At 70.3% G+C, this 22470-nt stretch carries 24 protein-coding genes and 4 pseudogenes; 13 read left to right on the top strand and 15 right to left on the bottom strand.

What is annotated here, in order from left to right:
- The first annotated feature begins 88 nt into the window (after positions 1 to 88).
- A complete protein-coding gene (locus tag AB0J12_RS05950; protein ID WP_363262970.1) occupies positions 89 to 517 on the top strand; it encodes a hypothetical protein in 429 nt (142 codons plus the stop codon).
- 125 nt (positions 518 to 642) lie between these two features.
- Complete coding sequence (locus AB0J12_RS05945) at positions 643 to 1416, top strand: hypothetical protein (protein ID WP_363262969.1); 774 nt, start codon at positions 643 to 645, stop codon at positions 1414 to 1416.
- Positions 1417 to 1594: 178 nt separating this feature from the next.
- Here AB0J12_RS05945 and AB0J12_RS05940 read toward each other — a convergent pair whose 3' ends face one another.
- Complete coding sequence (locus tag AB0J12_RS05940; protein ID WP_363262968.1) at positions 1595 to 2053, bottom strand: hypothetical protein; 459 nt, start codon at positions 2051 to 2053, stop codon at positions 1595 to 1597.
- Positions 2054 to 2179: 126 nt separating this feature from the next.
- On the bottom strand, positions 2180 to 2791 hold the full coding sequence (locus AB0J12_RS05935; protein ID WP_363262967.1) for a hypothetical protein: 612 nt from the start codon (positions 2789 to 2791) through the stop codon (positions 2180 to 2182).
- A gap of 263 nt (positions 2792 to 3054) precedes the next feature.
- Between AB0J12_RS05935 and AB0J12_RS05930 the strand changes: the two genes are divergently transcribed.
- Positions 3055 to 4434, top strand: coding sequence for a helix-turn-helix transcriptional regulator (locus AB0J12_RS05930; RefSeq protein WP_363262966.1), 1380 nt, complete (start codon positions 3055 to 3057; stop codon positions 4432 to 4434).
- A 124-nt stretch (positions 4435 to 4558) separates the two neighbouring features.
- On the opposite strand, the gene AB0J12_RS05925 is transcribed toward AB0J12_RS05930, so the two are convergent.
- The 4 genes from AB0J12_RS05925 to AB0J12_RS05910 all read right to left on the bottom strand — a co-directional run bounded on the left by AB0J12_RS05925 (position 4559) and on the right by AB0J12_RS05910 (position 6687).
- Positions 4559 to 4759, bottom strand: a complete 201-nt coding sequence (locus tag AB0J12_RS05925) for an SCO3870 family protein (protein WP_363262965.1) — start codon at positions 4757 to 4759, stop codon at positions 4559 to 4561.
- A gap of 129 nt (positions 4760 to 4888) precedes the next feature.
- On the bottom strand, positions 4889 to 5092 hold the full coding sequence (locus AB0J12_RS05920; RefSeq protein ID WP_361623846.1) for a cold-shock protein: 204 nt from the start codon (positions 5090 to 5092) through the stop codon (positions 4889 to 4891).
- A 307-nt stretch (positions 5093 to 5399) separates the two neighbouring features.
- A complete protein-coding gene (locus AB0J12_RS05915; RefSeq protein WP_363262964.1) occupies positions 5400 to 6068 on the bottom strand; it encodes an HAD-IA family hydrolase in 669 nt (222 codons plus the stop codon).
- Positions 6069 to 6156: 88 nt separating this feature from the next.
- The gene (locus tag AB0J12_RS05910) at positions 6157 to 6687 is read right to left on the bottom strand and encodes a GNAT family N-acetyltransferase (protein WP_363262963.1); all 531 of its coding nucleotides are present in this window, start codon (positions 6685 to 6687) and stop codon (positions 6157 to 6159) included.
- A 76-nt stretch (positions 6688 to 6763) separates the two neighbouring features.
- Here AB0J12_RS05910 and AB0J12_RS05905 point away from each other — a divergent pair, with 76 nt between their 5' ends.
- Both AB0J12_RS05905 and AB0J12_RS05900 read left to right on the top strand, forming a co-directional pair.
- On the top strand, positions 6764 to 7342 hold the full coding sequence (locus AB0J12_RS05905) for a TetR family transcriptional regulator (protein ID WP_363262962.1): 579 nt from the start codon (positions 6764 to 6766) through the stop codon (positions 7340 to 7342).
- 113 nt (positions 7343 to 7455) lie between these two features.
- Positions 7456 to 8169: a hypothetical protein gene (locus AB0J12_RS05900; protein ID WP_363262961.1), complete on the top strand. Its 714-nt coding sequence runs from the start codon at positions 7456 to 7458 to the stop codon at positions 8167 to 8169.
- A gap of 31 nt (positions 8170 to 8200) precedes the next feature.
- On the opposite strand, the gene AB0J12_RS05895 is transcribed toward AB0J12_RS05900, so the two are convergent.
- The gene (locus tag AB0J12_RS05895; RefSeq protein ID WP_363262960.1) at positions 8201 to 8749 is read right to left on the bottom strand and encodes a GNAT family N-acetyltransferase; all 549 of its coding nucleotides are present in this window, start codon (positions 8747 to 8749) and stop codon (positions 8201 to 8203) included.
- Between the two features lie 105 nt (positions 8750 to 8854).
- Here AB0J12_RS05895 and AB0J12_RS05890 point away from each other — a divergent pair, with 105 nt between their 5' ends.
- The 3 genes from AB0J12_RS05890 to AB0J12_RS05880 all read left to right on the top strand — a co-directional run bounded on the left by AB0J12_RS05890 (position 8855) and on the right by AB0J12_RS05880 (position 10564).
- On the top strand, positions 8855 to 9595 hold the full coding sequence (locus AB0J12_RS05890) for a VOC family protein (protein ID WP_363262959.1): 741 nt from the start codon (positions 8855 to 8857) through the stop codon (positions 9593 to 9595).
- 171 nt (positions 9596 to 9766) lie between these two features.
- The gene (locus tag AB0J12_RS05885; RefSeq protein WP_363262958.1) at positions 9767 to 9940 is read left to right on the top strand and encodes a hypothetical protein; all 174 of its coding nucleotides are present in this window, start codon (positions 9767 to 9769) and stop codon (positions 9938 to 9940) included.
- A gap of 108 nt (positions 9941 to 10048) precedes the next feature.
- Entirely contained in the window at positions 10049 to 10564 is a 516-nt protein-coding gene (locus tag AB0J12_RS05880) for a DinB family protein (protein ID WP_363262957.1), read from the top strand.
- A gap of 11 nt (positions 10565 to 10575) precedes the next feature.
- On the opposite strand, the gene AB0J12_RS05875 is transcribed toward AB0J12_RS05880, so the two are convergent.
- On the bottom strand, positions 10576 to 11283 hold the full coding sequence (locus AB0J12_RS05875; protein WP_363262956.1) for a hypothetical protein: 708 nt from the start codon (positions 11281 to 11283) through the stop codon (positions 10576 to 10578).
- A 156-nt stretch (positions 11284 to 11439) separates the two neighbouring features.
- Positions 11440 to 13632 carry a catalase/peroxidase HPI gene (gene katG, locus AB0J12_RS05870; RefSeq protein WP_363262955.1) on the bottom strand — a complete coding sequence of 731 codons (2193 nt, stop codon included), beginning with the start codon at positions 13630 to 13632 and terminating at the stop codon, positions 11440 to 11442.
- Positions 13633 to 14025: 393 nt separating this feature from the next.
- Here katG and AB0J12_RS05865 point away from each other — a divergent pair, with 393 nt between their 5' ends.
- From AB0J12_RS05865 to AB0J12_RS05850, 4 genes are all read left to right on the top strand, one after another.
- On the top strand, positions 14026 to 14856 hold the full coding sequence (locus tag AB0J12_RS05865) for an SDR family oxidoreductase (protein WP_363263219.1): 831 nt from the start codon (positions 14026 to 14028) through the stop codon (positions 14854 to 14856).
- 157 nt (positions 14857 to 15013) lie between these two features.
- Positions 15014 to 15739 (top strand): dienelactone hydrolase family protein, encoded by a 726-nt coding sequence (locus AB0J12_RS05860; RefSeq protein ID WP_363262954.1) that lies wholly within the window; start codon positions 15014 to 15016, stop codon positions 15737 to 15739.
- Positions 15740 to 15810: 71 nt separating this feature from the next.
- Positions 15811 to 16311 (top strand): winged helix DNA-binding protein, encoded by a 501-nt coding sequence (locus AB0J12_RS05855; RefSeq protein ID WP_363262953.1) that lies wholly within the window; start codon positions 15811 to 15813, stop codon positions 16309 to 16311.
- Entirely contained in the window at positions 16302 to 17558 is a 1257-nt protein-coding gene (locus AB0J12_RS05850; RefSeq protein WP_363262952.1) for an MFS transporter, read from the top strand. Before AB0J12_RS05855 ends, AB0J12_RS05850 begins: the two co-directional genes overlap by 10 nt.
- Before the next feature lie 16 nt (positions 17559 to 17574).
- Here AB0J12_RS05850 and AB0J12_RS05845 read toward each other — a convergent pair whose 3' ends face one another.
- Positions 17575 to 18405, bottom strand: a complete 831-nt coding sequence (locus AB0J12_RS05845; protein ID WP_363262951.1) for a dienelactone hydrolase family protein — start codon at positions 18403 to 18405, stop codon at positions 17575 to 17577.
- A gap of 121 nt (positions 18406 to 18526) precedes the next feature.
- Between AB0J12_RS05845 and AB0J12_RS05840 the strand changes: the two genes are divergently transcribed.
- Entirely contained in the window at positions 18527 to 19564 is a 1038-nt protein-coding gene (locus AB0J12_RS05840) for a helix-turn-helix domain-containing protein (protein ID WP_363262950.1), read from the top strand.
- Between the two features lie 47 nt (positions 19565 to 19611).
- Here the strand turns inward: AB0J12_RS05840 and AB0J12_RS05835 are convergent, their stop codons facing one another.
- The 5 genes and pseudogenes from AB0J12_RS05835 to AB0J12_RS05815 form a co-directional block, all read right to left on the bottom strand.
- The gene (locus tag AB0J12_RS05835) at positions 19612 to 20226 is read right to left on the bottom strand and encodes a TauD/TfdA family dioxygenase (protein ID WP_363262948.1); all 615 of its coding nucleotides are present in this window, start codon (positions 20224 to 20226) and stop codon (positions 19612 to 19614) included.
- Positions 20227 to 20320: 94 nt separating this feature from the next.
- A pseudogene (locus tag AB0J12_RS05830) lies at positions 20321 to 20494 on the bottom strand (TauD/TfdA family dioxygenase); the annotation flags it as partial.
- A 50-nt stretch (positions 20495 to 20544) separates the two neighbouring features.
- Positions 20545 to 20892, bottom strand: a pseudogene (locus AB0J12_RS05825) (ABC transporter ATP-binding protein); the annotation flags it as partial.
- Positions 20880 to 21059 (bottom strand): annotated as a pseudogene (locus AB0J12_RS05820) (ABC transporter permease); the annotation flags it as partial. The pseudogenes AB0J12_RS05820 and AB0J12_RS05825, both read right to left, overlap by 13 nt.
- Before the next feature lie 467 nt (positions 21060 to 21526).
- A pseudogene (locus AB0J12_RS05815) lies at positions 21527 to 22216 on the bottom strand (aminoglycoside phosphotransferase family protein); the annotation flags it as partial.
- Positions 22217 to 22470: the final 254 nt, after the last annotated feature.

The raw sequence follows: 22470 nt of genomic DNA, 5'->3' as shown, positions 1-22470 counted from the left end.
GCTCTTCCTCACCGCGGCACCCCGCTCCCCGTTGCCGTGTCTGCGGCGTCCGGCCGCGTTGTCAGTGCCTGCTGGCAGGATCACCGGTATGACACCCCTGCTTCTCACCGACGTCGAACGAGCCGTTCGCAGCAGCTGGAGCGCCGAGACGTGCACCCCCGAGTTCCGAACGCGCTGGAGCAAGGACAATCCGGCCCGGGACCAGTGCGGGGTGACCGCCATGGTCCTCAATGACCTGCTGGGGGGTGAGTTGATCCGGGGAGAGGTCCACGTCGATGGAGAGCGTGTGGACTACCACTGGTGGAACCGCCTGGGCATGGGCATCGAGATCGACCTGACCCGCGAGCAGTTCCGGCCCGAGGAGATCGTCACGGGAGGCATCGTGATTCCTCGCCCGCCCGTGACGGAGTGGCGCAGGCTGCGTGAGGAGTACGAGCTCCTCCGCGACCGCGTCTTGGAGAAGCTCCATCAGCAGCAGGCACCGGCCTCTGCAGCCGTTTCTCGGCAGCCGACCTGAAACCTCACGTTGCCCGGGTGCGGCAAGGACCGGGGACGGGTGACTGCCGAGGGATCTCGTTGCCTGCCGGAGCGCGCCCCAGGGAAAGTGATGCCGCTTCGGTGGACCACGGCGGGAGACGAGCGATGACGACGAGGATCGGTACCGTCCGAGAGCCGGACGCACCGCCGCCTCCTGCCGGAGCCGGCTGGAACCGGCTGACGGGTACGGCGCTGATCCTTCTGTCACTGCTCGCCGCACTGTCGTGCTACTCGGTGTTCACCAGCTGGCTGCCCGCCGACCGCGCACTGTACCGGGAATACAAGGCAGCCAGGACCTGCCCCGACCACACAGTGATACGACCGTCGGAGAACTGCCTGCGGCACGTCACCTTCACCGTGGAGGCCACCAGCACAACCAGGAGAAACATACGCGTGACGCTGCTCGGCCCACCCCCCTGGTCGAAGGTCGTCGTGCCGTTCGGCGACCGGGGACCGGTGCTGAGCGACCTTCGGACGGGGGACCGGCTCACCGGAACCGTCTGGCGTGGCGTCGTCGTCGTGATCGCGCAGGGCGACGACCGGCAGGAATCAGCCGACGCGCCCCGCGACGAACCCCAGATGACGGCCGCCATCGGCACGTTCGCGGCTCTGGTGGCGGGGCTATCGCTGGCGTTCGGCGTCATGCGCCTGGCCAGACCCCGCCACCCCGGACTCTTCGCCTGGCGCCCCTACGGCAAGGTGCTCCTCATCGTCACGGGGGCCAGTTGCGGCGTCGTCGGCCTGGCCACCGTATGGACGGGCCTGCCGTGGCCGCTCGTTCCCACGGTCTGCGGGACGGTGCTCGGAGGTACGGCATGGTTCCTTCACCGAGATCTACTGCGAGGGGCCGTCCGACAGGACGGGCCAGACGCCGCATAGTGCCTGGCCGTAACGCGCGGCCAGAGCTGTCGGGTCCGGTTCTCCGCATTCTGCGCGCAGGACGTTGAGGGTTCGGCGTCCGGTCCGGAAGTGCCGGCCTTGTCGCGCCGATTGCGAGTCGGTGGACGGCACCTCCGGACCGGCGGCGGCAGACCCGTTCAACGGGGCTGCCTGGCCGTCACTTCCCGCCGATGCCCTTGTCCCCGATGTGGAAGATCTTGTGGCTGGAGCGGGTCATGTCGACGACCAGCTTGGTCGTACTGGACTTGCTCCAGGTGAGGGTGATCACCGCCTCCGTGTAGTCGGCGGTGCCGTTGTCGGTGACCTTCCAGGCGAGCGGCACGTTCTGGGCGCGCAGGACGCCGTTGGCGTGGTTCTTGGCCTCCCAGGCGTCCAGTTCCTTCTGGAAGCCGGCGGTGAGGTAGTGGCTGCGCAAGGCCTGGCCCAGGCCGCCGCTGTCCTCGTCGGTCACCGCGTCGATGTAGGCGCCGTAGAAGTCGGCGATACGGGTGATGTTGTCGGACGGCTTGCCGCTGACGCTGCGCGGAGTCCCGGCCGCGGCCTGGACGGTGGCGCCGACGCCGAGAGCGACGGCAAGGACGCCGGCGGTGAGTGCCGTGCGGGACGTGCTGTTCATGGCTGTTCCCCGTTTTCTTCTGTGAGCGGGTGATCGAGAGGTCGGTGATCGAGTGGTCGGGTTGTGCTGTGGCTGTCGGTGCGCGGGCGGCCCTCCCGACCCCCGTGGCGGGAGGGCCGCCCTTCGTCAGCGGAGCTTGTTCACGGCCCTGGTGGTCGTCTTCTTGAAGGCCTGCACCGGAGTGCCCTCGAAGCCGCCGAGCTGCGCCCACTCCACGACAGTGACGGTGCGGCCGTCGCGGCCGACCGACAGCAGGCGGACGTCGCTCGCGCCCCAGGAGGTCTCGGTGTGGACGCCGTAGACGTGGGCACCGTCCTCGACGGGCAGCCTCCCGTAGTCCTTGCCCGTGGCCTGGGTGTCCGGGTTCTGCTGCTCGATGCGGGCTGCGCAGGATGTGATGTCCGCGTTCAGCGACGAGGCGAGCTGCGCGGCCGTACGGGTGTCGGGCAGGACGGCGGTGATCTGCCGGGCGTTCGTGTCGAGATCGGTGCGGAAGTCACGGTGCCACGCGGCCTCGTGCCCCGGCAGCGCCCGCAGACATGTGTCCCCGCCCGTCTCCGGCGGTACGCCGGGGGTGACCTTGCCGGCCGTCCAGGACGAGGCGGGGTGCGGCGGCAGGTCCGCAGCCGCGAGGAAGCCGGGCGTCTTCGTGGCAGCGGCGGCCGACCCGGCGGACGCCACCGTCAGGCCCGTGACGGCCAGGGCGAGAAGCGTGCCTGCTCGGATGCGTTTGGGCATGGGTGTCCCCCCGTGAATGAGTGCTGTGAATCTCGTGCGGTGCAGCGCTGTGCATGTGTGTAGTGCATGCGGGTCGGATGGTTCCCGGCGGCTGGTTGGTCTTGCCGCTGCGGGTCGGTTCGACACCAAGAGCATCGGCTGTCACGGCAGGCCGGCGCAACGGATGGCGTCCCTTTGGCGACGGTGGAACCATCCCAGCCCAGTTGACGTGCAGGGATATGAGTGCCTGGGATACGGGATCGCGGGCGGACGACGGGGGAACGGTGTCAGCTCGGGACGACGTCGAGGAGTTCACGGTCCTGCTGCGCCGGCTGAAGGACCGCACAGGCCGCAGCTACGGCTCGCTGGCCCGCCGCGTCAACATGAACACCTCCACGCTGCACCGGTACTGCGCGGGCGAGGCCGTGCCGCAGGACTTCGCGCCCTTGGAGCGGCTCGCGGCCTTCTGCGAGGCGACAGCACAGGAGCGGCTCGAACTGCACCGGTTGTGGTTGTCAGCGGTCGCGGCCCGGCAGCGGAGGAGTACGGCCGTTTCCGTGCAGACGGAACCGGCTCCGGGACCGGGACCGGGACCAACGTCGGAACCAACGCCGGGCGCCGACGCGGACGAAGCACTCGCCGAGACGGGTGACTCCCCGCAGCAGCCCGAGGACTATCCCGGCACTGACGCGCCCGTCTCCTCCCCCGCTCCCCGCCGTTGGTACCGGCGACGACAGGTCCTGGCATCCGCCGCCGTCGCCTGCGCGCTGCTCGCCACGGTGGGCACCATGTCCGCCCTGTCGCACGACCGCTCCTCCCAGGCGGACGCCCCCAACCCCGTACGCCCACCGACGACCGCCCCCGGCACACCGCACCACTCGGCGAAACCGTCGGCCCTCGCCGCCCCGTCCCCCAGCCCTTCCCGCAGTTCCGCGTCGCCCCGCCCTGGGCATACGTCGCCCGGCCTTGGGTCCAAGGCGCCCGACCCGTCCGCCGCCGGGGGCAACCCCACCGCGGCGGCGAAGCAGACCACCGGCCTGCCCCTCACCTGGAGCGCCGACTCCCAGATCTGGGACATGGGCTGCGGCCACGACTACGTCATCGACAAGCCGCCCGCCCAAGTGCCCCCGCCGCCGGTGCAGCAGGACGCGAGGGCGTGGGCGGCGTCGCAGGGCGCGGTGCATGGGCGGCAGACCATGGTGCAGGTCTCGGTGCAGGGCCGGTCGTCCACGGCCGTGGTCCTGGAGGCGTTGCGCGTCCGCATCGTCAGCCGCGGCAACCCGGCCGCCGGGAGTGCGTACGCGATGGACCAAGGCTGCGGTGGCGACCTGACGCCCCGCCGCCTCGCCGTGAATCTCGACGCCGACCGCCCCATTGCCCGCCCGAAGGACGGTGCCGACAGCGAACACAGCCTGCCGGCCGTGCACTTCCCCTACCGCGTCTCAGCGGAAGACCCGGAAGTACTGCTGGTCGACGCGACCACGCTGGCCCACGACACTCGCTGGTACCTGGAGCTCGACTGGTCCTGCCAGGGCCGCACCGGCACGATCCGCGTCGATGACCACGGCCGCCCGTTCCGCACAACCAGCATCAAGCAGATGCCCCGCTACTGGTACGGCACGACTGACACAGGCGGACGTGCCTGGATCCCCTACAACAGCTAGGAGCGCTCGGCCCCCGGACTGTGGGTGTCGAGCACGAGGCGCACGGGGCGGCGCACTCTCACCGCGGAGGGTGGCCGACGACCCCGGCCTTGCTCATATCACCGTAGCGGGCCGGAAGAAGAGCTCAGTTCGAGTTCGGCCGACCGTCTCGGACCCAGGTCACCAGGACAAGAGCTGCGGTGACGTACATGAGGACACTGAAGGTGGATACGGATTCGACGTACTGCTCGTAGCCGTCTGCGCGCAGCTGGAGCGCAAGGGAACCGAGCACGGTCCCCAGGGCCGCGGTAGCGGCGGACATGGCGACGAACGGACCCTTGGTCATTGGTAGTTCCTCCAAGCCGCGAGACGATTGATCACGACCGAGATTACATGCAACGCGGTGTCACCACCGCAAGCGAACGCGACTGCCCCGGAGCGCATGCTCCGGGGCAGGTGAATCCGTGGTGCGCGATCAGACGGCGGTGATGTTCTCCGCCTGCGGGCCCTTCTGGCCCTGGGTGATGTCGAAGGTCACGGCCTGACCTTCGACGAGCTCACGGAACCCGGAAGAGTTGATGTTGGAGTAGTGCGCGAAGACGTCCGGCCCGCCGCCGTCCTGCGCGATGAAGCCGAAGCCCTTTTCGGAGTTGAACCACTTCACGGTTCCGCTGGCCATGCTCATACCTCTCAGTCGATGTCGGGCCGCACCGTGCGGCCCGGAGGTGGTCGTCCTGGTCCGGTATTGCACAGCAAAACGCCCACGCCAAAGCGCGGGCAGGAACTGCGAACCACGACAGCTGGTAGTGAAACTACACGGTGGAACTGCCCATCACCAGGGAGCAACGACTTCCAGCCGCCACTCGAGCGTATCGGCCACCGCTCCTGGCGGTGGGCTCGCGACGCATCAACCCGGGGAAGAAGGCGTGTGCCAGGGACCGACACGTCGGCACACCCCAGTGATGGCTCGGTGCCCGCGGGCACGCTCAGGCTGCGGCATTCGTGTGAGCGTCCGCCGTGAAGGCCCGAATGTGCGGAACTGCCTCGCGCAGACTGACGAAGTGGCGATGTACGCCCTCCACCGCGGTGGCGGCGTTCACCCCCCACACCGTCATCCCGGCACCCAGTCCGGACCGCACCCCGGACGGGGCGTCCTCGATGACCAGACAGTCTTCCGGCTCGGCTCCGAGCTGCTCAGCGGCCAGCAGGTACGGGACGCGAGAGGGCTTGCCCTCCTCGACAGCGGCCGCGTCCACGATCACGTGGGGTACCGGCAAGCCCGTCCGCAGGAAACGGCCGCGCACCCGGTGCTCGTAGTTCGATGTCACCAGCGCCCAGGACTCGGGGGGCAGGCCCCGCAGCAGCTCCGACGCGCCATCGAAGGCCGTATAGACGCCGGACCGGACGTCTTCGTCCTCCAGCTCGTGCAGCGCGGCCAGGCACGCATGCGGGTCCAGGTCAGCGGCGACCTGGGCGAACGTCTCCATCGGTCGCGTCCGCAGAGCCACCTGGTAGACCTCGTCCGCATCCAGCCCGTACCGGCTCGCCCATGTTCCCCAGACCTCGCGCTGGTTGCTCACCGCGTCGATCAACGTGCCATCGACATCGAAAAGGACATATTTCTTACGGCCCGGCCGCGCAGGTTGGCTGATCACCGGCCGATCATGCCAGGCAGCAACGTACGTTCGGGATCGCCGTATGCGTCACCGTCGGTCGGTCACTCGCCGTCGCCTCTCCACATCGTCAGTTGTCGCTGTCCGCCGCGTCGGTGTGCAGGTCGAGGGTCCAGTTCTGGCCGATGAGATCGTGGCCGAAGCTGTGGTGGCGTTCCTCGTCGGCGAGGATGAAACCGAAGTTCTGGTAGATCTTGCGCGCCGCCGCCAGTACGTCGTTGGTCCACAGCGTCACCTGCTCGTAGCCCGCATCACGGGCGAAGGCCAGGCATTCCCCGACCAGACGCGTCCCGAGACCAAGACCCCTTCCCTCCGGAGTGACGAGCAGGATCCGCAGCTTGGCGACCTTCGGCTGATCCCCGGCGACCAGGAAGACGCAGCCCACGCGCCGACCGTCGACCTCGGCGATCCAGCCCGCCTCGCGGGCGGGATCGTGCTTCACGCCGTAGTCGGCGACGATCTTGGCCACCAGGGCCTCGAAGTCGGTGTTCCAGCCGAACTGCTGGTCGTAGACCTCGCCGTGTGCCATCACCACCCATCCCAGGTCGCCGGGACGGTCGGCGCGGCGCACGACGGCCTGCCTGTGATCTTGCTGCGACATGAGCTGTTCTCCCGGCCTCCGCGATCACCCTCACCGGCAACTGAAACAGTCGTTTCAGTTACGTTAGGGTAGCCATGTGCCCCAGGAAACGCCAACCCCGTCCGCCCGGCAGCGCGAGCTGCTGGAGGCGGCGTACCGGTACGCCCTCGCCCACGGCCTGACCGATCTGTCGCTGCGCCCGCTGGCCGAGGCCATCGGCTCCAGTCCGCGAGTCCTGCTCTTCCTCTTCGGCAGCAAGGACGGCCTGGTGCAGGCGCTGCTCGCGCGGGCCCGCGACGACGAGCTGGCGCTGCTGGCCCGGGTCAGGCAGCCCGATCGTCCGGCCGGGCTGGTCCCGGCCGTCGAGCGGGTCTGGGCGTGGCTCGCCGCGAAGGAGCACCGGCCACTGCTGCGGCTGTGGGCCGAGGCGTACGCGCGCTCCCTCGTCCAGCCCGACGGGGCCTGGGCCGGGTTCGCCCGTGCCACGGTGCAGGATTGGCTCGGCGTCCTGGCCGACTGCCAGCCGCCGTTCGAACGCGACGGCGAGGACGGTGCCGTCCGCCGCACCCTGGCACTGGCCGTGTTGCGCGGCGCCCTGCTCGACCTGCTCGCGACGGACGACGAGCAGCGGCTTACCGCGGCCGTCGAGCACCAGCTCGCCCTGCTGCGGGACTGACCATGTGGGTCATCCCGGCGAGCGTTATGTGGCTGGAGCGGCGTACGACCGCGCGAAGAAAGCCATGAAACCCGTTCGACGGACCCGGCCTGTACGGACCATGATGCGCGCTCGTGACGACGACGAAGCAGTTCGTGATCCAGGCCGCCGCCCGCAACAACGCCGAGTGGTGCGCGTCGATGAGCCGGTCCCACGGCTTGACGGGCGAGTTCGGAGCGCAGGCCTGGGCCGTCCCGGCCCGGCCACCGCTGTACTACCCCGACGCGGTCACGCTGGTGCCGCGGGCCGATGCCGCCGCGCTGGTGGACCGGATCGATACCGCCGCTGCCGGCGCCTGCGTCAAGGACAGCTTCGCCGACCTCGACCTGACGGGGGCCGGCTTCGAGGTCCTGTTCGACGCGCAGTGGATCCACCGCCCCGCGAGCACGCCGACCACCTCACCGGATCTCACCTGGGGCGTGGTCAGCGACCGGGACGTATTGCGGGCCTGGGCCCTCGCCTGGGACGACGGCGGCGGCAACGCGGACCTCTTCCGGCCCGCACTGCTCGATGACCCGGCCACGTCCGTGCTCGTCGGACACTCCGCGGACGGCCTGGTGGCCGCCGGGGCGGTGGCGAGCCGCAGCGAGCAAGTGGTGGGAATCTCCAACGTCTTCGCGTTGGAGGGCGGCGCCGACCGGGCCTGGCCGGGGGTGCTGAACGTAGTGCACCGGCTGTTCCCGGACCTGCCGGTGGTGGGCTATGAGCACGGTGCCGACCTCGATGCCGCTCTCCACCACGGCTTCGAGGCGATCGGTCCGCTGCGGGTCTGGCTGCACGGTGGTTGATCCGCAGGTCAGTTCCTGCGGACGGCTGGCCTCAGCCGGGCGGCGTGGCCGAGGACCGCACGCCGAACCACTGCTCGGCGCCGTACTCCTCGAACCGTTCCACCTCGGTGAAGCCGAGCTTCGCCGCGAGGCGCATCGAACGGTCGTTGGCGGTCTGGGTGCAGAGGACCACCGGCTCGCTGGGGAGTGCGCCGGCGCACCAGTCGAGTGCGGCCGCGCAGGCCTCGGCGGCGTATCCGCATCCCCATGCCTCCGGCAGGAACATGTAGCCGAGCTCGGGCTCCCCGGCCTCGGGACGGACGTGCCCGGGCCGCTCTGCGTCGCGCCGGTCGAGTGAGACCGTGCCGATCATCGCTCCGTCGAGATCGATCACGAAGACTCCGGGACGCCGCCCGGGCACCTCGGGCACAGCGCGCTCGAGCTCGTCCCGCGGTCGGGGACCGCCGAGGTAGGTGTGCACCTCCGGCGAGGCGAAGAGCTCGATGAACGCCACACGGTCCCGGGCCTTGGACTCGCGGAGCAGGAGCCGTTCGGTCCTTATCGGGGCAGGTGGCCAGGCGACGGGTCCGAGTCCGGTCATGGCGGGCAACCTATCGCACGCCACGCGGGAGTACTCCGAAAGGATCAGGTCTCTGATCGGCGACAGGCGGATGTCGTCGCAGCGCGGGTGCATAGGATCGCCGGTATGGCGCTGCGACCTGTTCATGTGAACATCAAGGCACTTGACGCCTCGGCGGTCGGCCGGTTCTGGGCGGAGGCGCTCGGCTGGAGCGCTTACAGCCCGGGCGTGACCACCTATGTCGGCCCCGTCGGCGGCCTCGTCTGGCCGGATCCGGTCGTCCTGGGTGTCGACGTCGTTCCCGTACCGGAACCGAAGACAACAACGAAGAACCGCGTGCACCTTGATCTCGCCACCACCTCTGCGGCGCATCAGGCGCAGTTGGTGGCACGCCTCCAGGCTCTCGGTGCGACGGCCGCCCACGTGGGCCAGGGCAACGTGCCGTGGACGGTCCTCGCCGACCCCGAGGGCAACGAGTTCTGCGTACGGGAACCTCGGGAGATCCACCGGGACACCGGGCCGGTCGCCGCGGTGGTGGTCGACTGCGCGGATCTGGGGGCCATGGCCCGGTTCTGGGGTGAGGCGTTGGACTGGACCCTGCACGAGGTGACCGAGGATCGCGCGGTGCTGCGTTCCGCGAAGGGTGTCGGCCCGTATCTGGAGTTCCTGCGTACGCCCGACCGGAAGACGGTGCCGGACCGCGTCCATCTCGACCTGCTGCCGCATCCCGGTGACGACCAGGACGCGGAGGTGGCCCGGCTGCGGGCCCTCGGCGCCACCGATCTCGACCTCGGCCAGGGCGACGTCCCGTGGACGTGTCTGGCCGACCCGGAGGGCCACGAGTTCTGCGTCCTCGCCCCGTCCTGAGGCGCAGCCGGCATCAGCTCGCTCGCGGTCACGCCCTCGGCCTGGCGGGATGCACCTGATGCGCCTGCTGACCTGCGGAGACCTCGGTCTGATGCCGATCCGCGCGGTGCACCGGTTTCCGGCCGTCCGTCAAGGGCAGGTGGATGGAGGAGAGCTCAGGAAGGGACCGACATGAGTGCCGGAGAGAGAGCCAAGGCCAAGGCCGAGCAGGTTGTCGGGAAGGCCGTGCGGAAGGTGGCCCACGTGGCCGGTGACAGGACCACCGAAGCCAAGGGCGCTGCGCTTGAGGCCCGCGGCAAGGCCCGCTCCGCCAAGGAGAGGGCCAAGGGCGCCTTCGGGCACTGACGATGTCCACGCAAGGGCACCGTCCGTGTGCGGGCGGGGCCCTTGTCCTGTCCGCGACGGTTAGTTAATCACTCGACGTCCCCGGCGGGCTGCGGGAGACTCCGCCCGATGACGCAACGAACCGATACGCCTCCCGCCTGGGACGAACGCACGCAGCTGATCACCTTCCTGGACTACGCCCGTGAGACGGCGCGAGCGAAGTGCGAGGGGGTGTCCGCGGAAGACGCTCGCAAGGCCCCCCTCCCGGACTCGCCGCTGATGACGATGTGCGGGCTGATCAGCCATCTGCGCTGGGTCGAGCACTACTGGATCCAGGTGATGTTCCTCGGGGAAGAACTCGCGGGACCGCTCACGGAGGCGAGCGACGACGACCCCGATCCGGAGATGCGGACAGCGATCGACATCCCGTTGCCCCGGCTTCTCGCCGAATATCAGGACCAGAGCGACCGCTACCGTCACCTGCTGTCCGGCCACGACCTGGACGCAACGGCCGAGCGAGCCATCAGCGACGGCCGCCACGTGGACCTCCGCTGGGTGATCCTCCATCTCATCGAAGAGACGTCCCGCCACAACGGCCACCTCGACATCGTGCGTGAGCTCGTCGACGGACGGACCGGCGTCTAGACCGGTCCTGGTCAGCGGCCGCGCTGCTCGTCGCAGCAGGGGTGGGTGCTGGTCAACACGCTGGCATGAAGGGGTTGTTGAGGTGTGCCGTGGCCAGCAGGGCGCGCTCCCCGCGAGCCCGGTCGAGCAGGCCGGTGCGGGTGGCGCGCGCCGTCGGCTTGTCCCCTTCGTAGCGGTAGGCGACCGACGGGTCGACCAGCTGCAGCGAGGCTCAGCAACGGGTCGTCGTTGAGCGCTCTGCGCGCCTGGTCCACCAGTCGCCGGCGGGCCGCGGCCGTGCCGGGACGGCCGGACTCCACACGCTCGGGGGCGAGTCGGCCGAGCAACTGTGCGGCCAGAGCGGTGATCCGTTCGGCGATCTCGAACCCGTCCATTCCTTCGGCGCGGCCGTGTCCGAACAACTGCCGGTGTGCGACGGACAGATCAGGCGTGCTGAAGACCAACCCCTCGGGCACGGACGGGTCACCGCCCAGCAGATCGGCGAGAGCCGTCTCGCTCACCACGATCTCGGCGTAGGCGTCGCCGCCGCGCGGATGGCTGAACTGCTGCTCGCACCCCGGTCGTTCGACATACACGCTCGATGGATCGAGTAGCCGCTCCCGGCCGTCGACGCGGCCTCGCACCAGGCCCCGGCGCACCAGCACCAGTCCGAACACGGTGGCCGGCCGCGGCTCGGTCCACCCGCGCGGAGGACGGCCGCAGCACATGTCGGCCAGCAACAGACCGTCCCTGTCCAGGAGTACGTGCCGCTCCACAGGCATGCCCCACAGCCTACGGCGTGGAGCAGAGCACTCACTCGGACATCCGGCCACGCACGGTTGCCGCCGTCTCACCGCGTCCCGGTCGGCCGATGAGGGCCGACCGGGACGCCGGGCTCAGACGAGATCGAACCGGTCGAGGTTCATCACCTTGTTCCACGCGGCCACGAAGTCGCGCACGAACTTCTCTCCCCCGTCCTGGGCCGCGTAGACCTCCGATACGGCCCGGAGCTGGGCGTGCGCGCCGAAGACGAGGTCGACGGCGGTGGCGGTCCACTTGACCTCGCCCGTGATGCGATCCCGGCCTTCGAAGACGTTCTCGTCCGTAGCGGAAGCCTTCCACTCCGTGCCCATGTCGAGCAGGTTGACGAAGAAGTCGTTGGTCAAGGCTCCCGGCCGCTGGGTGAAGACCCCGTGGGCAGACTCCTTGAAGCCGGTGTCCAGGGCCCGCATGCCGCCGACCAGCACCGTCATCTCGGGAGCGGTCAGGGTCAGCATGTTGGCGCGGTCCAGCAGGAGGGTCTCCGGCGAGAGCTTCTCCCCCGCCGGAAGGTAGTTGCGGAATCCGTCCGCCTTGGGCTCCAGCACGGCGAACGACTCCACGTCCGTCTGCTCCTGCGAGGCGTCCGTACGCCCCGGCGTGAACGGGACCGTGATGTCGTACCCGGCGTTCCTCGCGGCCTGCTCGACTGCCGCGCACCCACCGAGGACGATCAGGTCGGCGAGGGAGACCCTCGTCGCGCCGGTCTGGGAGTCGTTGAAGTCCTGCTGGATCCGCTCCAGCGTCCGCAGCACCTCGGTCACCTCGGGGAGGTCGTTGAGCTCCCAGTCCTTCTGCGGCGCGAGACGGATCCGCGCACCGTTCGCCCCGCCGCGCTTGTCGGTGCCGCGGAAGCTGGCCGCCGAAGCCCAGGCCGTGGTGACCAGCTGGGAGGTGGACAGGCCCGAGGCGAGGATCCTGCTCTTGAGGGCGGCGATGTCCTCGTCCCCGACGAGCTCGTGATCGACATCGGGGACGGGGTCCTGCCACAGCTGGGGTTCGGGGATCCACGGGCCGAGGTAACGCGAGAGGGGCCCCATGTCGCGGTGCAGCAGTTTGTACCACGCCTTGGCGAACGCCAACGCGAGCTCGTCCGGGTTCTCGTGGAACCTCTTCGTGATCGGCCCGTAGATCGGGTCGACCCTCAGCGCGATGTCCGTCGTCAGCATCATGGGGGCGTGCCGCTTCGACGGATCATGGGCGTCGGGCACGGTGTCCCTGGCCGCGGGATCCTTCGGAGTCCACTGGTGGGCGCCGGCGGGGCTGCTCGTCAGTTCCCACTCGTACCCGTACAGGTTGTCCAGGTATCCGGTGTCCCACCTGGTCGGCTCGTTGGTCCAGGCGCCCTCCAGACCACTGGTGAGCGCGTCGGGGCCCTTGCCGCTGCCGTACGTGTTCCGCCAGCCGATGCCCTGCTGCTCCAGGGGTGCGGCCTCGGGCTCGGGGCCGATGTAGCTGGGGTCGACCGCGCCATGGCACTTGCCGAAGGTGTGGCCGCCGATGATGAGCGCGGCGGTCTCCTCGTCATTCATCGCCATGCGCCTGAACGTCTCCCGGATGTCCCGGGCGGCAGCCATCGGATCGGGGTTTCCGTTGGGCCCCTCGGGATTGACGTAGATGAGGCCCATCTGCACGGCGGCGAAAGGACCGGTGAGTTCCCGGTCGCCGCTGTAGCGCTCGTCTCCGAGCCAGGTGTCCTCGGGGCCCCAGAAGATCTCCTCGGGTTCCCAGATGTCCTGCCGCCCGAAACCGAACCCGAACGTCTTGAATCCCATGGATTCCATGGCACAGTTTCCGGCGAAGACCAGAAGATCGGCCCAGGAGATTTTCCGGCCGTACTTCTGTTTCACGGGCCAGAGCAGACGGCGCGCCTTGTCCAGGCTCGCGTTGTCCGGCCAGCTGTTGAGGGGGGCGAAGCGCTGCGCGCCGCTGCCGCCCCCGCCGCGGCCGTCCGCGATGCGGTACGTTCCGGCGGCATGCCAGCTCATCCGGATGAAGAGCGGCCCGTAGTGACCGTAGTCGGCGGGCCACCAGTCCTGGGAGGTCGTCATCACCGCGAAGACGTCACGCTTCAGCGCGTCGACGTCGAGGGTCGCGAACTCTTTCGCGTAGTCGAAGTCCTCGTCCATCGGATTGGAGCGGGGCGAGTGCTGGTGGAGAACCTGAAGGTCCAGTTGATTCGGCCACCAGTCCCGGTTCGTCCTCGGCCGCCGAGTCGGCGTGGGCGTCGGGGAAGGGATTGCTGGGTTCTCGCTTTCGCTGCCGGACATGCCCGTCCTTCTTCCTGTCTCGGTGTTCCTTCTGCTGGCCGCTGTTCTTGACGTCATTCGCCTTTACCGGTTGCGAGCATGTCGACCCACACGCTCAGCGCGCCATGGCGCCCACCGGCCGAAAGATTGTGTTGTGCCGCGTCCGTATGGTCGCGCACCGCAGACCGCACCGCTATGGAACACGCAGAGCACACCCCTATGAAAGACGGGAGAGAACGGACGGCCTTTTCCGCTTCCGCGCCGACTTCCACTGGGTCGAGGAGGCGGCTGTGGCACCGATCCGGCGCTTGCACTCAGCACAGCGGGGCACTGGCCAAAACTCGTCGGCGTCGCAGGTGCCGGATCTAGAGTCGGACCGGATGCTTCGTGATCAGGGTGAGGGGTGTGGCTGCGGTGGCGGACGAGCGGGTGGTCGTGGTGACCGGCGGCGGCTCGGGCATCGGTGAGGCCACGGCCCGGTTGCTGCGAGAGCAAGGCCATCACGTCGTCGTCTCCGGGCGCCGGCCCGAACCCCTGCAGCGGCTCGCACGGGAGACGGGTGCGCTGGCGTACCCGTCCGACGTCGGCGAGTCCGAGGCGGCCGAGGGAGTCGTACGGGCGGCCGTCACTGCCTACGGACGGCTCGACGGGGTCGTGCTGAACGCCGGCATCGGACGCGGCGGAGCCGTCGGGGACCTGACCCTGCGCGACTGGGACGCGGTGATGCGCACCAACGTCACCGGGCCGCTCCTGCTGCTGCGCGCGGCGCTTCCGCGGCTGCTGGAGTCCAGCGGGGCAGTGGTCGCCGTCGCCTCGGTGTCCGCGCTGCGCAACGGCACCAGCAACGCTCCCTACGCCACCTCCAAGGCGGCGCTGCTCCAGCTGTGCCGCTCGGTCGCCGTCGACTACGGGCGCCGCGGGGTGCGTGCCAACGTCGTGTGCCCGGGATGGGTGCGCACCGAGATGGCCGACCGGCGCATGGCGCGGTTCGCCGAGGAGGCCTGTCTGTCCGGCGGCGTCGAAGAGGGCTACCGGGAAGCGACCGGGTTCCTGCCGATGGGACGGCCGGGCGAGCCACGCGAGGTCGCCCAGGCGATCGACTGGCTGCTCTCCCCCGCGGCTTCCTACGTCAACGGCGCGGTCCTCACCGTCGACGGCGGGACGACAGCCCTCGACCCGGGGACGATGGGCTTCGACCACCACATCGGCCCCCGCGCCGCCGAACCCTCCGACACCGCCGGCTGAGTCCCGCGGGCCCGGCGAGCGATGCCCGAGCCGCTGTGGCGGCCGATCCACCGACTGTCCTGCGCGGTGGTCACGGGCTGCCCGAAGGGCGCTGTGCCGCTCTGCCGACAGCAGAGTCCGGCCGGAACGGGCTCCGCCGTCACTACAGTCCGTTCTCATGACGACGGTCACAACGCGCACGGTCACCTACCCTTCCGACGGTCTGACGATGAGAGGGCACCTGGCACTCCCCGCCGGTGTGGGCCGCCGCCCCGCTGTCCTGATCGGGCCCGAGGGGCCGGGCCTCAACGACGTCCAGCGCCGCCGGGCCGACGCCCTCGCCGAACTGGGGTACGTGGCGCTGGCCTTCGACCTGCACGGGGGTCGCTGGTTCACCGACCCGGAGGAGATGCTGGCGCGCGTGATGCCGTTGCTCGCCGACCCCGACCGGATGCGGGGGATCGGCCGTGCGGCACTCGATGTACTGCGCGCCGAACCGCGGACCGACCCCGACCGGATCGCCGCTGTCGGCTATGGCACCGGCGGCGCGATCGCGCTGGAACTGGGGCGCGCCGGCGTCGGCCTACGGGCGATCGGGACGGTCAACGCACTGACCACGGGCCGGCCGGGCGAGGCGGCGCGCATCCGTTGCCCCGTGTGGGCGGGGGTGGGCTCGGAGGACCCGATCATGCCGCCCGCGCAGCGGGAGGCCTTCGCCGCGGAAATGCAGGCCGCGGGCGTCGACTGGCGCCTCGTGGTCTACGGCGGCGCCTTGCACGCCTTCCACCACCCACCGGTCGACCACGCCGTGCGCCCCGGCGTCGGCTACCACCCCCAGCATGCGCAGCGGGCCTGGCGCGACATCGTCGGACTGCTCGCCGAGTGCCTGCCCGTGGACGACTGACCTGTTCTTGATCAGTACGAGTGGATGCCGAAAGTAACAGCGCTTATATAAGCGCTGTTACGATGCGCCGCATGGCCGACAAACATGCGCTCGACCCGACACAGCGAAGCCTCTGGCGGCCCCTGCGCTTGCTGCAGGCGTCCATGGACGCCGACATCGCCCGGATCTACGCCGGGCAACAGATCGAGGGGCTCAAGCCCAGCTACGTCATGGAGCTGCTGCGGCTGCATGCCCGCGGGCCCATGACCATCGCGGAACTGGCCGACTCGGTCCAGCGCACGCATTCCGCGCTCAGCCAGAAGGTCGCCGCCATGCGCACGGCCGGCTGGGTGCAGACCGTCGTGGGCGACGACGCACGCACCAAGAAGGTCACGCTCACCGACAAGGCCCACCGCGTCGTCGGCCGGCTGGCGGCGGAATGGCGGGCCACCGAGGCCGCCCTCGCCGACCTGGAAGCCGAGATTCCCTACCCGCTCTCCCAGGTCGTCACCGACATCGAGCGAGCTCTGGAGCGCAGGAGCCTCCACGACCGGATCAGCGAGAAGCTGGCCGAGGATCCCGGATGGGGCTGAGGCGCACGCTGATCGACGTGGCTCCGTTACGGTCGTCACCGCCGTTCCGGCGGCTGTGGATCGGCCAGACCCTGTCCGGCTTCGGCAGCCAGATGACGCTGGTCGCCGTCATGTTCCAGGTGTGGCAGATGACGAAGAGCCCCACATGGACGGGCGCCGTCGGACTGGCACAGGCGATTCCGCTCGTCGCGCTCGGGCTGTGGGCAGGCTCGCTGGTCGACCGAGTGGACCGCCGGGCGTTCTATCTCCTCACCACCGGCGGGCAAGCCGTGTGTTCGCTCCTCCTCGCACTCCAGGGCTTCCTCGGGCACGTTCCCGCCGCCGGCGTGCTGGGGCTCGTCGCCCTCCAGTCATGCTTCGTCGCGGGCGGGGGCCCGGCCTCGCGTACCTTCATTCCCCGGCTTCTGCCCACGCACCAACTGGCCGCTGGGCTGGCGTTGAGACGCGTTGCCTTTCAGGGCGCCATGCTGCTCGGTCCCGCGCTCGGTGGTTTGATCGCGGGCGGGCTGGGAGTCGGCGCCTGCTATCTGATCGACGCCGTGACGTTCGTCGCCGCGTTCCACGGTGCCTTGGGACTGCCGCCGATGCACCCGGGAGACGCGCCTGCCCGGCCCGGCCTGCGGGGAGTGCTCGACGGCCTGGCCTTCTTGGGCCGCACCCCCGTCATTCGCGCAGCCCTGCTCACGGACCTCGCCACCACCGTGTTGTCGATGCCGATCAGCCTGTTCCCCTTGATCAACGGCGAACGGTTCGACGGCAACCCTCGCACCCTCGGACTGTTCCTCACGGCCATCGCCGTCGGCGGCGTGGCCGCGTCCCTCTTCTCGGGGACCTTCACCCGTGTCCCGCGCCCCGGCTTGATCATGCTGGGCGGTTCCGCCGCCTGGGGCGCAGCGTTGACGATGTTCGGCATGGCAGCCAACCCATGGGCCGGTTTGGTCTTCCTCGTCATCGCCGGGGCCGCCGACACCGTCTCCGTCGTCTCCCGGAGCACCGTCGTCCAGATGCACACCCCGCAGGAGCTGCTGGGCCGCGTCGGCGCAGCTGAACTGATCGTCGGGCAAGCGGGACCCGACATCGGCAACATGCGAGCCGGCCTCGTGGCGGACGCGACCTCCGGAACAGCTGCCCTCGTCAGCGGCGGCTTGCTCTGCCTCGGCGCCGTCGCCACGGTGGGCGCCACGACGGCACAACTGCGCGGTTCCTGCACGTCCGCCCCTGCCCACGCAGCTTCGGTCGGCCCGTGAGCCCACTCGGAAGCGGTCAGGTGGTGGGCAGCGGTCGGCGCCCGTGAGGGTGCAGACGGTCGGTGAGGAAGGCGAGGATCTCGTCGCGGGCCCGGATCGTGGGGTGGCCGGCCTCGTCGACGAGATGGGCGGTGACGACGCTGTGCGGGGTGCCGACCAGGTCGGCGAAGAACGGCGGCGGGGCCGGGTTCGCCGCGCTGTCCGGGAGCACACGCCCGTCGAAAGCCTCGCCCAGCAGCGCGCGGTAGGCGGCGAAGCGCTGTCCCGTGCACCAGCGGTCGCCCTCGAACCGGTAGGCGAGGACGGTGAGTCCGTCACGGTCGAACCGGTCGCGTAGGGCGCGCGCGTCCGCCTCGTCGAGTTCGAGTCCGCCGGGGTCGTCCAGCGGCAGCGACGGGTGGTTGACCACGGGGGCGATCACCGCGGGCTCCAGGGCCATGGTGAGGGCGAAGTTACCGGTGAAGCACAGGCCGATCGCGCCCACCCCCGGCCCACCGCACACGGTGTGGGCCTGGCGCGCCAGGCCGCGCAGCCAGGCCGTCACCGGGCTGGTGCCGCCCCCGGCGAAGGCGCGGAACTCCGCGCTGACACAGGCCCGGCGGATGACCTCCCGGCCGCCCTCGACCGTGGGGAAGGCGCCGTCCGTTCCGAACAGTGAGGGCACATGGACGGTGAAGCCCGCGTCGCGGACCCAGCGTGCGAGCCGCAGGACGTCGGGACTGATGCCCGGCATCTCGGGCAGCACCACGACTGCGGGCCCGGCCCCGGCCACGTACACCGTCTTCGCCACCCCTTCCACGGCCACGCTCCGGCGGGTGAAGTCGGTGATCGGATCGTCGTCGCTCATGGGGTCAGCGTGGCCTTGGGGCCGGTCACGGGGTGAGGGGCGGGATCGCCAAGGGCAGGGGTAATCTCGCCACACACGAGGGTGCCGGAGCGGCACGCGGGCGGGACACCAGGGGGTGGCGATGACGTACGACGGTGCCGGGCCGGGTGCGTTGAGGGTCGGGGTCCTGGCGTACCCGGACTGCTTCGCGTCCGAAGTGTTCGGCATCCCCGACCTGTTGACCATGGCCGGGCATGTCGCCGGAGCGGACGCGCCCGGCTACTGGGTGTCGGTCGTCTCGCCCCGCCGCCGGGTCACTGCCTCGGGCGGCGTGCGTCTGGATGTGCGTCCCTTGCGCGAGGTCGACGTCCTCGTGGTCCCCGGCTTCGAACTGCGCCCGGACACGGACCTCGACGCACGGCTCGCCCGGCTCGCCCCCGAGGTCGCGGCGATCCGCACACAGGCCGCCGCGGGCACCGCCGTCGTCTCCCTCTGCGTCGGCGCGTTCCTCCTCGCCGAGGCCGGGCTCCTCGACCGGCGCCGGGCCACCACCTCATGGCTGCACGCCGGTGAACTGGCCAGGCGCTGCCCGGACGCCGAGGTGCGGCCCGAGCACCTGGTCGTCACCGACACGGGGGTGACGGCCACGGCCGCCTTCAGCGCCATGTACGACTTCGCGCTCGACCTGATCCGCCGGCACAACGGCGCCCGGGTGGCCCGCACCACCGCACGACTGGCGCTCGTCGACGACGCGCGGACCTCTCAGACGCCGTACGTCGATCCGCGGCTGCTCCCGCAGCCGGGCCGGGAGTTCTCCCAGCGGGTCATGCGGTGGCTCGACCAGCACCTCGCCGAGCGGTACGGCCTCGTGGCGCTCGCGGCCGCCTTCCAGGTCAGCACCCGCACGCTGCTGCGCCGTTTCGCCGAAGAGACCGGACACAGCCCGTTGGCCCATCTACAGGCCTCGCGGGTCCGCCGGGCCCGCCACCTTCTGGAGACCACCGACCGCACCGTCGCCGCCGTCGCCGCGGCAGTCGGCTATCAGGACCCCGGCACCTTCGGCGCTCTCTTCGCCCGCCACACCGGCCACCGGCCGAGCGCCTACCGGGCCGTCTTCCGCCGCACGGACGGGGAGGCCACCGCGGACGGCGGCACCCAGGTCCCTTCGCGATCACCGTAGCGTCGGGCCGCTTGAGAGGGACGGGGAGATCTCCGACGCCGCGTGGGTCAGCGGTGGGTGCTCGGCGGGCCGGCGGGTGTGTCCCCGCGCAGCGTGATGCGATGCATGACCCGGTGCTGGTCGCCGTAGTCCCGGTTGGCGTAGTGGGCCGTGCTGCGGTTGTCCCACAGGGCGACGTCGCCCGGTTGCCAGCGGTGCCGTACGACGTGCTCGGGCTTGGTCAGGTGGGCGTAGAGGATGTCGAGGATGCCCCGGCTCTCGTGCTCCGAGACGCCAACGATGTGCGAGGTGAAGCCCGGGTTCACGAACAGGCCCTTGCGGCCGCTCTCGGGGTGGACGCGTACCACCGGGTGCTCCACCGGCGTCAGTTGCGTGAACGTCTCGCCCTCCCACAGGTTGCCGCGGCCACCTCGACGCTGGGCCAGGTAGTACCCGAACTCGCGGGCGCCGTCGTGGACGGCGGTCAGCGTGTCGATGAAGCCCCGCAGGCCCGGCGACAGCGACTCGTAGGCCAGTTGACTGTCGGCCCAGTTGGTGTCGCCGCCGTTGGGCGGCAGGACGACCGCTCGCAGGACGGATATCGCCGGTGGACGGCGAACGAACGTCACGTCCGTGTGCCACACGTCGGCAAACCCGTTGTCCTGGCTGTCCAGCGAGTACACCTCGTGGGCCAGGTCCGGAGTCGTGGATCGGATGCCCGACGGTGACCTCGCCCAGCCTTCTGCCGAACTCGATCTGCGCCGCGTCGTCCAGGCCGTGCTGCCCGCGTACGAAGAGCACCTTGTACGCCACCAGGGCTTCGCGCAGCGCGCGGACTTCGTCGTCGTCGAGGCGGGCGAGGTCGATGCCGCGGATCTCGGCGCCGAAGTGCGGGCCGAGTTCGGTGATCGGCAGCCGCGCCGTGGCGGGCCGTTCGCTGAGGATGCTCACCTGTGTGTCCTTCCTTGGTCTTGGGCAGGGGGTTCTTCCGAGTACGGGGATCAGGGCGCGGCGGCGGCCTTGACGGCGTGGGACACCTGGGCGCGCAGCTCGGCGAAGTCGGCGGAGTCCCGCAGTTCCTCGGCGTCGACCTCGCCGCGTGGCAGGGGGATCGGGAGGTCCAGGGCGACGGTTCCCGGGCTCCTGGTCAGCACGCTGATGCGGGAGCCCAGGAACACGGCCTCCTCCGCCGAATGTGTCACGAACACCGTGGTCCGGCCGGTCGGTTCGCTCATCCTTCTGACGTCGTCCTGGAGCCGTTCCCGGGTCAGCGCGTCGAGCGCCGCGAAGGGTTCGTCGAGCAGCAAGAGCGGGTTCTCGGCGGCGAGGGCCCGGGCGAGACGAACGCGTCCCACACCTTGGCCGCCGGCGGTACCAGCGTCTCGCTCCAGGTGCCGCTCGTCGCGAGCAGCTGCCACAGCGCGAGGAAGACGCGCAGGGAACCGGTCGGCAGCGGGACGGGGCGCACCCGCGCCCACACGTGCCCGACCGGGGAGGGGCGGCGGCCGGGCGGCACGTCGAGTTGCGCCTCGGCGCGCTCGGAGGCGGACAGAGGGGAAGTCGTGGACACGGGTGTCCTCCAGGGGGCGCCCGGTGAGGCACGGCCTGCGTCCACCAGGGGAGCAGCCGTCACGGGCGCAAGTGATACTGAACGATGCGGACTCGGCGCCCAGGGCAGGGCGCGGCAGCGACCCGTCCGGGTGACGTCACCGGACGGCGAAGGGTGCGGGAGAGGGCAGGTTCAGCAACAACACGAGCCCGCGCGTCGGCACAGGTCGATGACCAGGCGTCGCACCAGGAGCTCGGAGATCATGAGGCCTGGTTGTACAACAGGTGCGGCCGCCGACCAAGAGCCGTCCACTCTTCGGAACGCTGAAGCGCGGGTCCCGGGCGAAGGACCTGCGCTCCCCGGAACCGCCTCGCGCCTCAGGAGTCAGCACACGCATGTGCGCCGTGGGACGGTGTCCGGACCGGTGTGAGGAGTCAGGTCACCCACGTGAACGCGGCCGCCCAGCGGGTCAGGCGCTCCACGAGAGCGGGGAAGTCGCGGAGTTGGTCGCGGGCGCGCGTGTGCAGACGCTCGATGTCTTCCGAGCCGGGTTCCTGCTCGCCCAGGGAGATGCGCAGCCGTTCCGACAGGCGACCCAGGCGGAGTCCTGCTCGGCGTGCGAGCAAGTCGTCGCGGCCGGCTTCCAGTGGCGTGCCGCCTTCATGGACGTAGGCCCGATGTGCCGCGCGGATGGTGTCGGGGTCCGGTTCGGTGCGTCCGCGCAGGGCGAAGGCGAGGATGCTGTGCGCGGCTTCCAGGCGGGCGCTGTCGGGTCCGGCGGTGTCCCAGTCGAGGAGCACGGGACCCCGGGCGGTGACCATCACGTTCCAGGGTTCGAAGTCCCGGTGTGTCAGGACGTAGTCCTGGGCTTGACCGAATGCGGTGGCGATCCGGTGCGAGGCTTCCAGGATCACGGGGAGCGTCGCCGCCAAGTCCGGTGCCCACACGCGTCCCTGTTCCATGCCGTGGGAGAGCCACGTCTGCCATTGGTGGGGCGGGTGGAGTCCGTACCAGTCGGGTTCGGCGGTGGGGGTGGGCGCGAGCTGGTGCAGTCGGGCCAGAGTGGTCCCCAGCCATTCCGCGATGTCGGTGTCGCCGATCGGCTCGCCGTCGACCCACTCGTGGACGCGGACGACGCCGTCGCCTCGATGTCGGCGGCGTAATCGAAAACGGCGTTCACCGGCTCAACGGGTGTGGGCATGGCGATACCCGCCGCGCGGGCCTGCCGCTCGACGCCCATCGCACGCTCGAGGCTGTCCTTCCAGCTGTCGCACCGCAGCCGTTTGACCACGAACGCGCCCTTGGTCGTCGACAGACGCCAGGTCGGGGCACTGGAGTACCGGTAGGGGGTGAGCGGGCCGAGGGGCTCACCGAGCGC

Source organism: Streptomyces sp. NPDC049915 (assembly GCF_040656475.1).
Taxonomy (GTDB): domain Bacteria; phylum Actinomycetota; class Actinomycetes; order Streptomycetales; family Streptomycetaceae; genus Streptomyces.
Note: the sequence above shows the minus strand (reverse complement) of the source record. Positions and strands in the feature narration are given on the sequence as shown.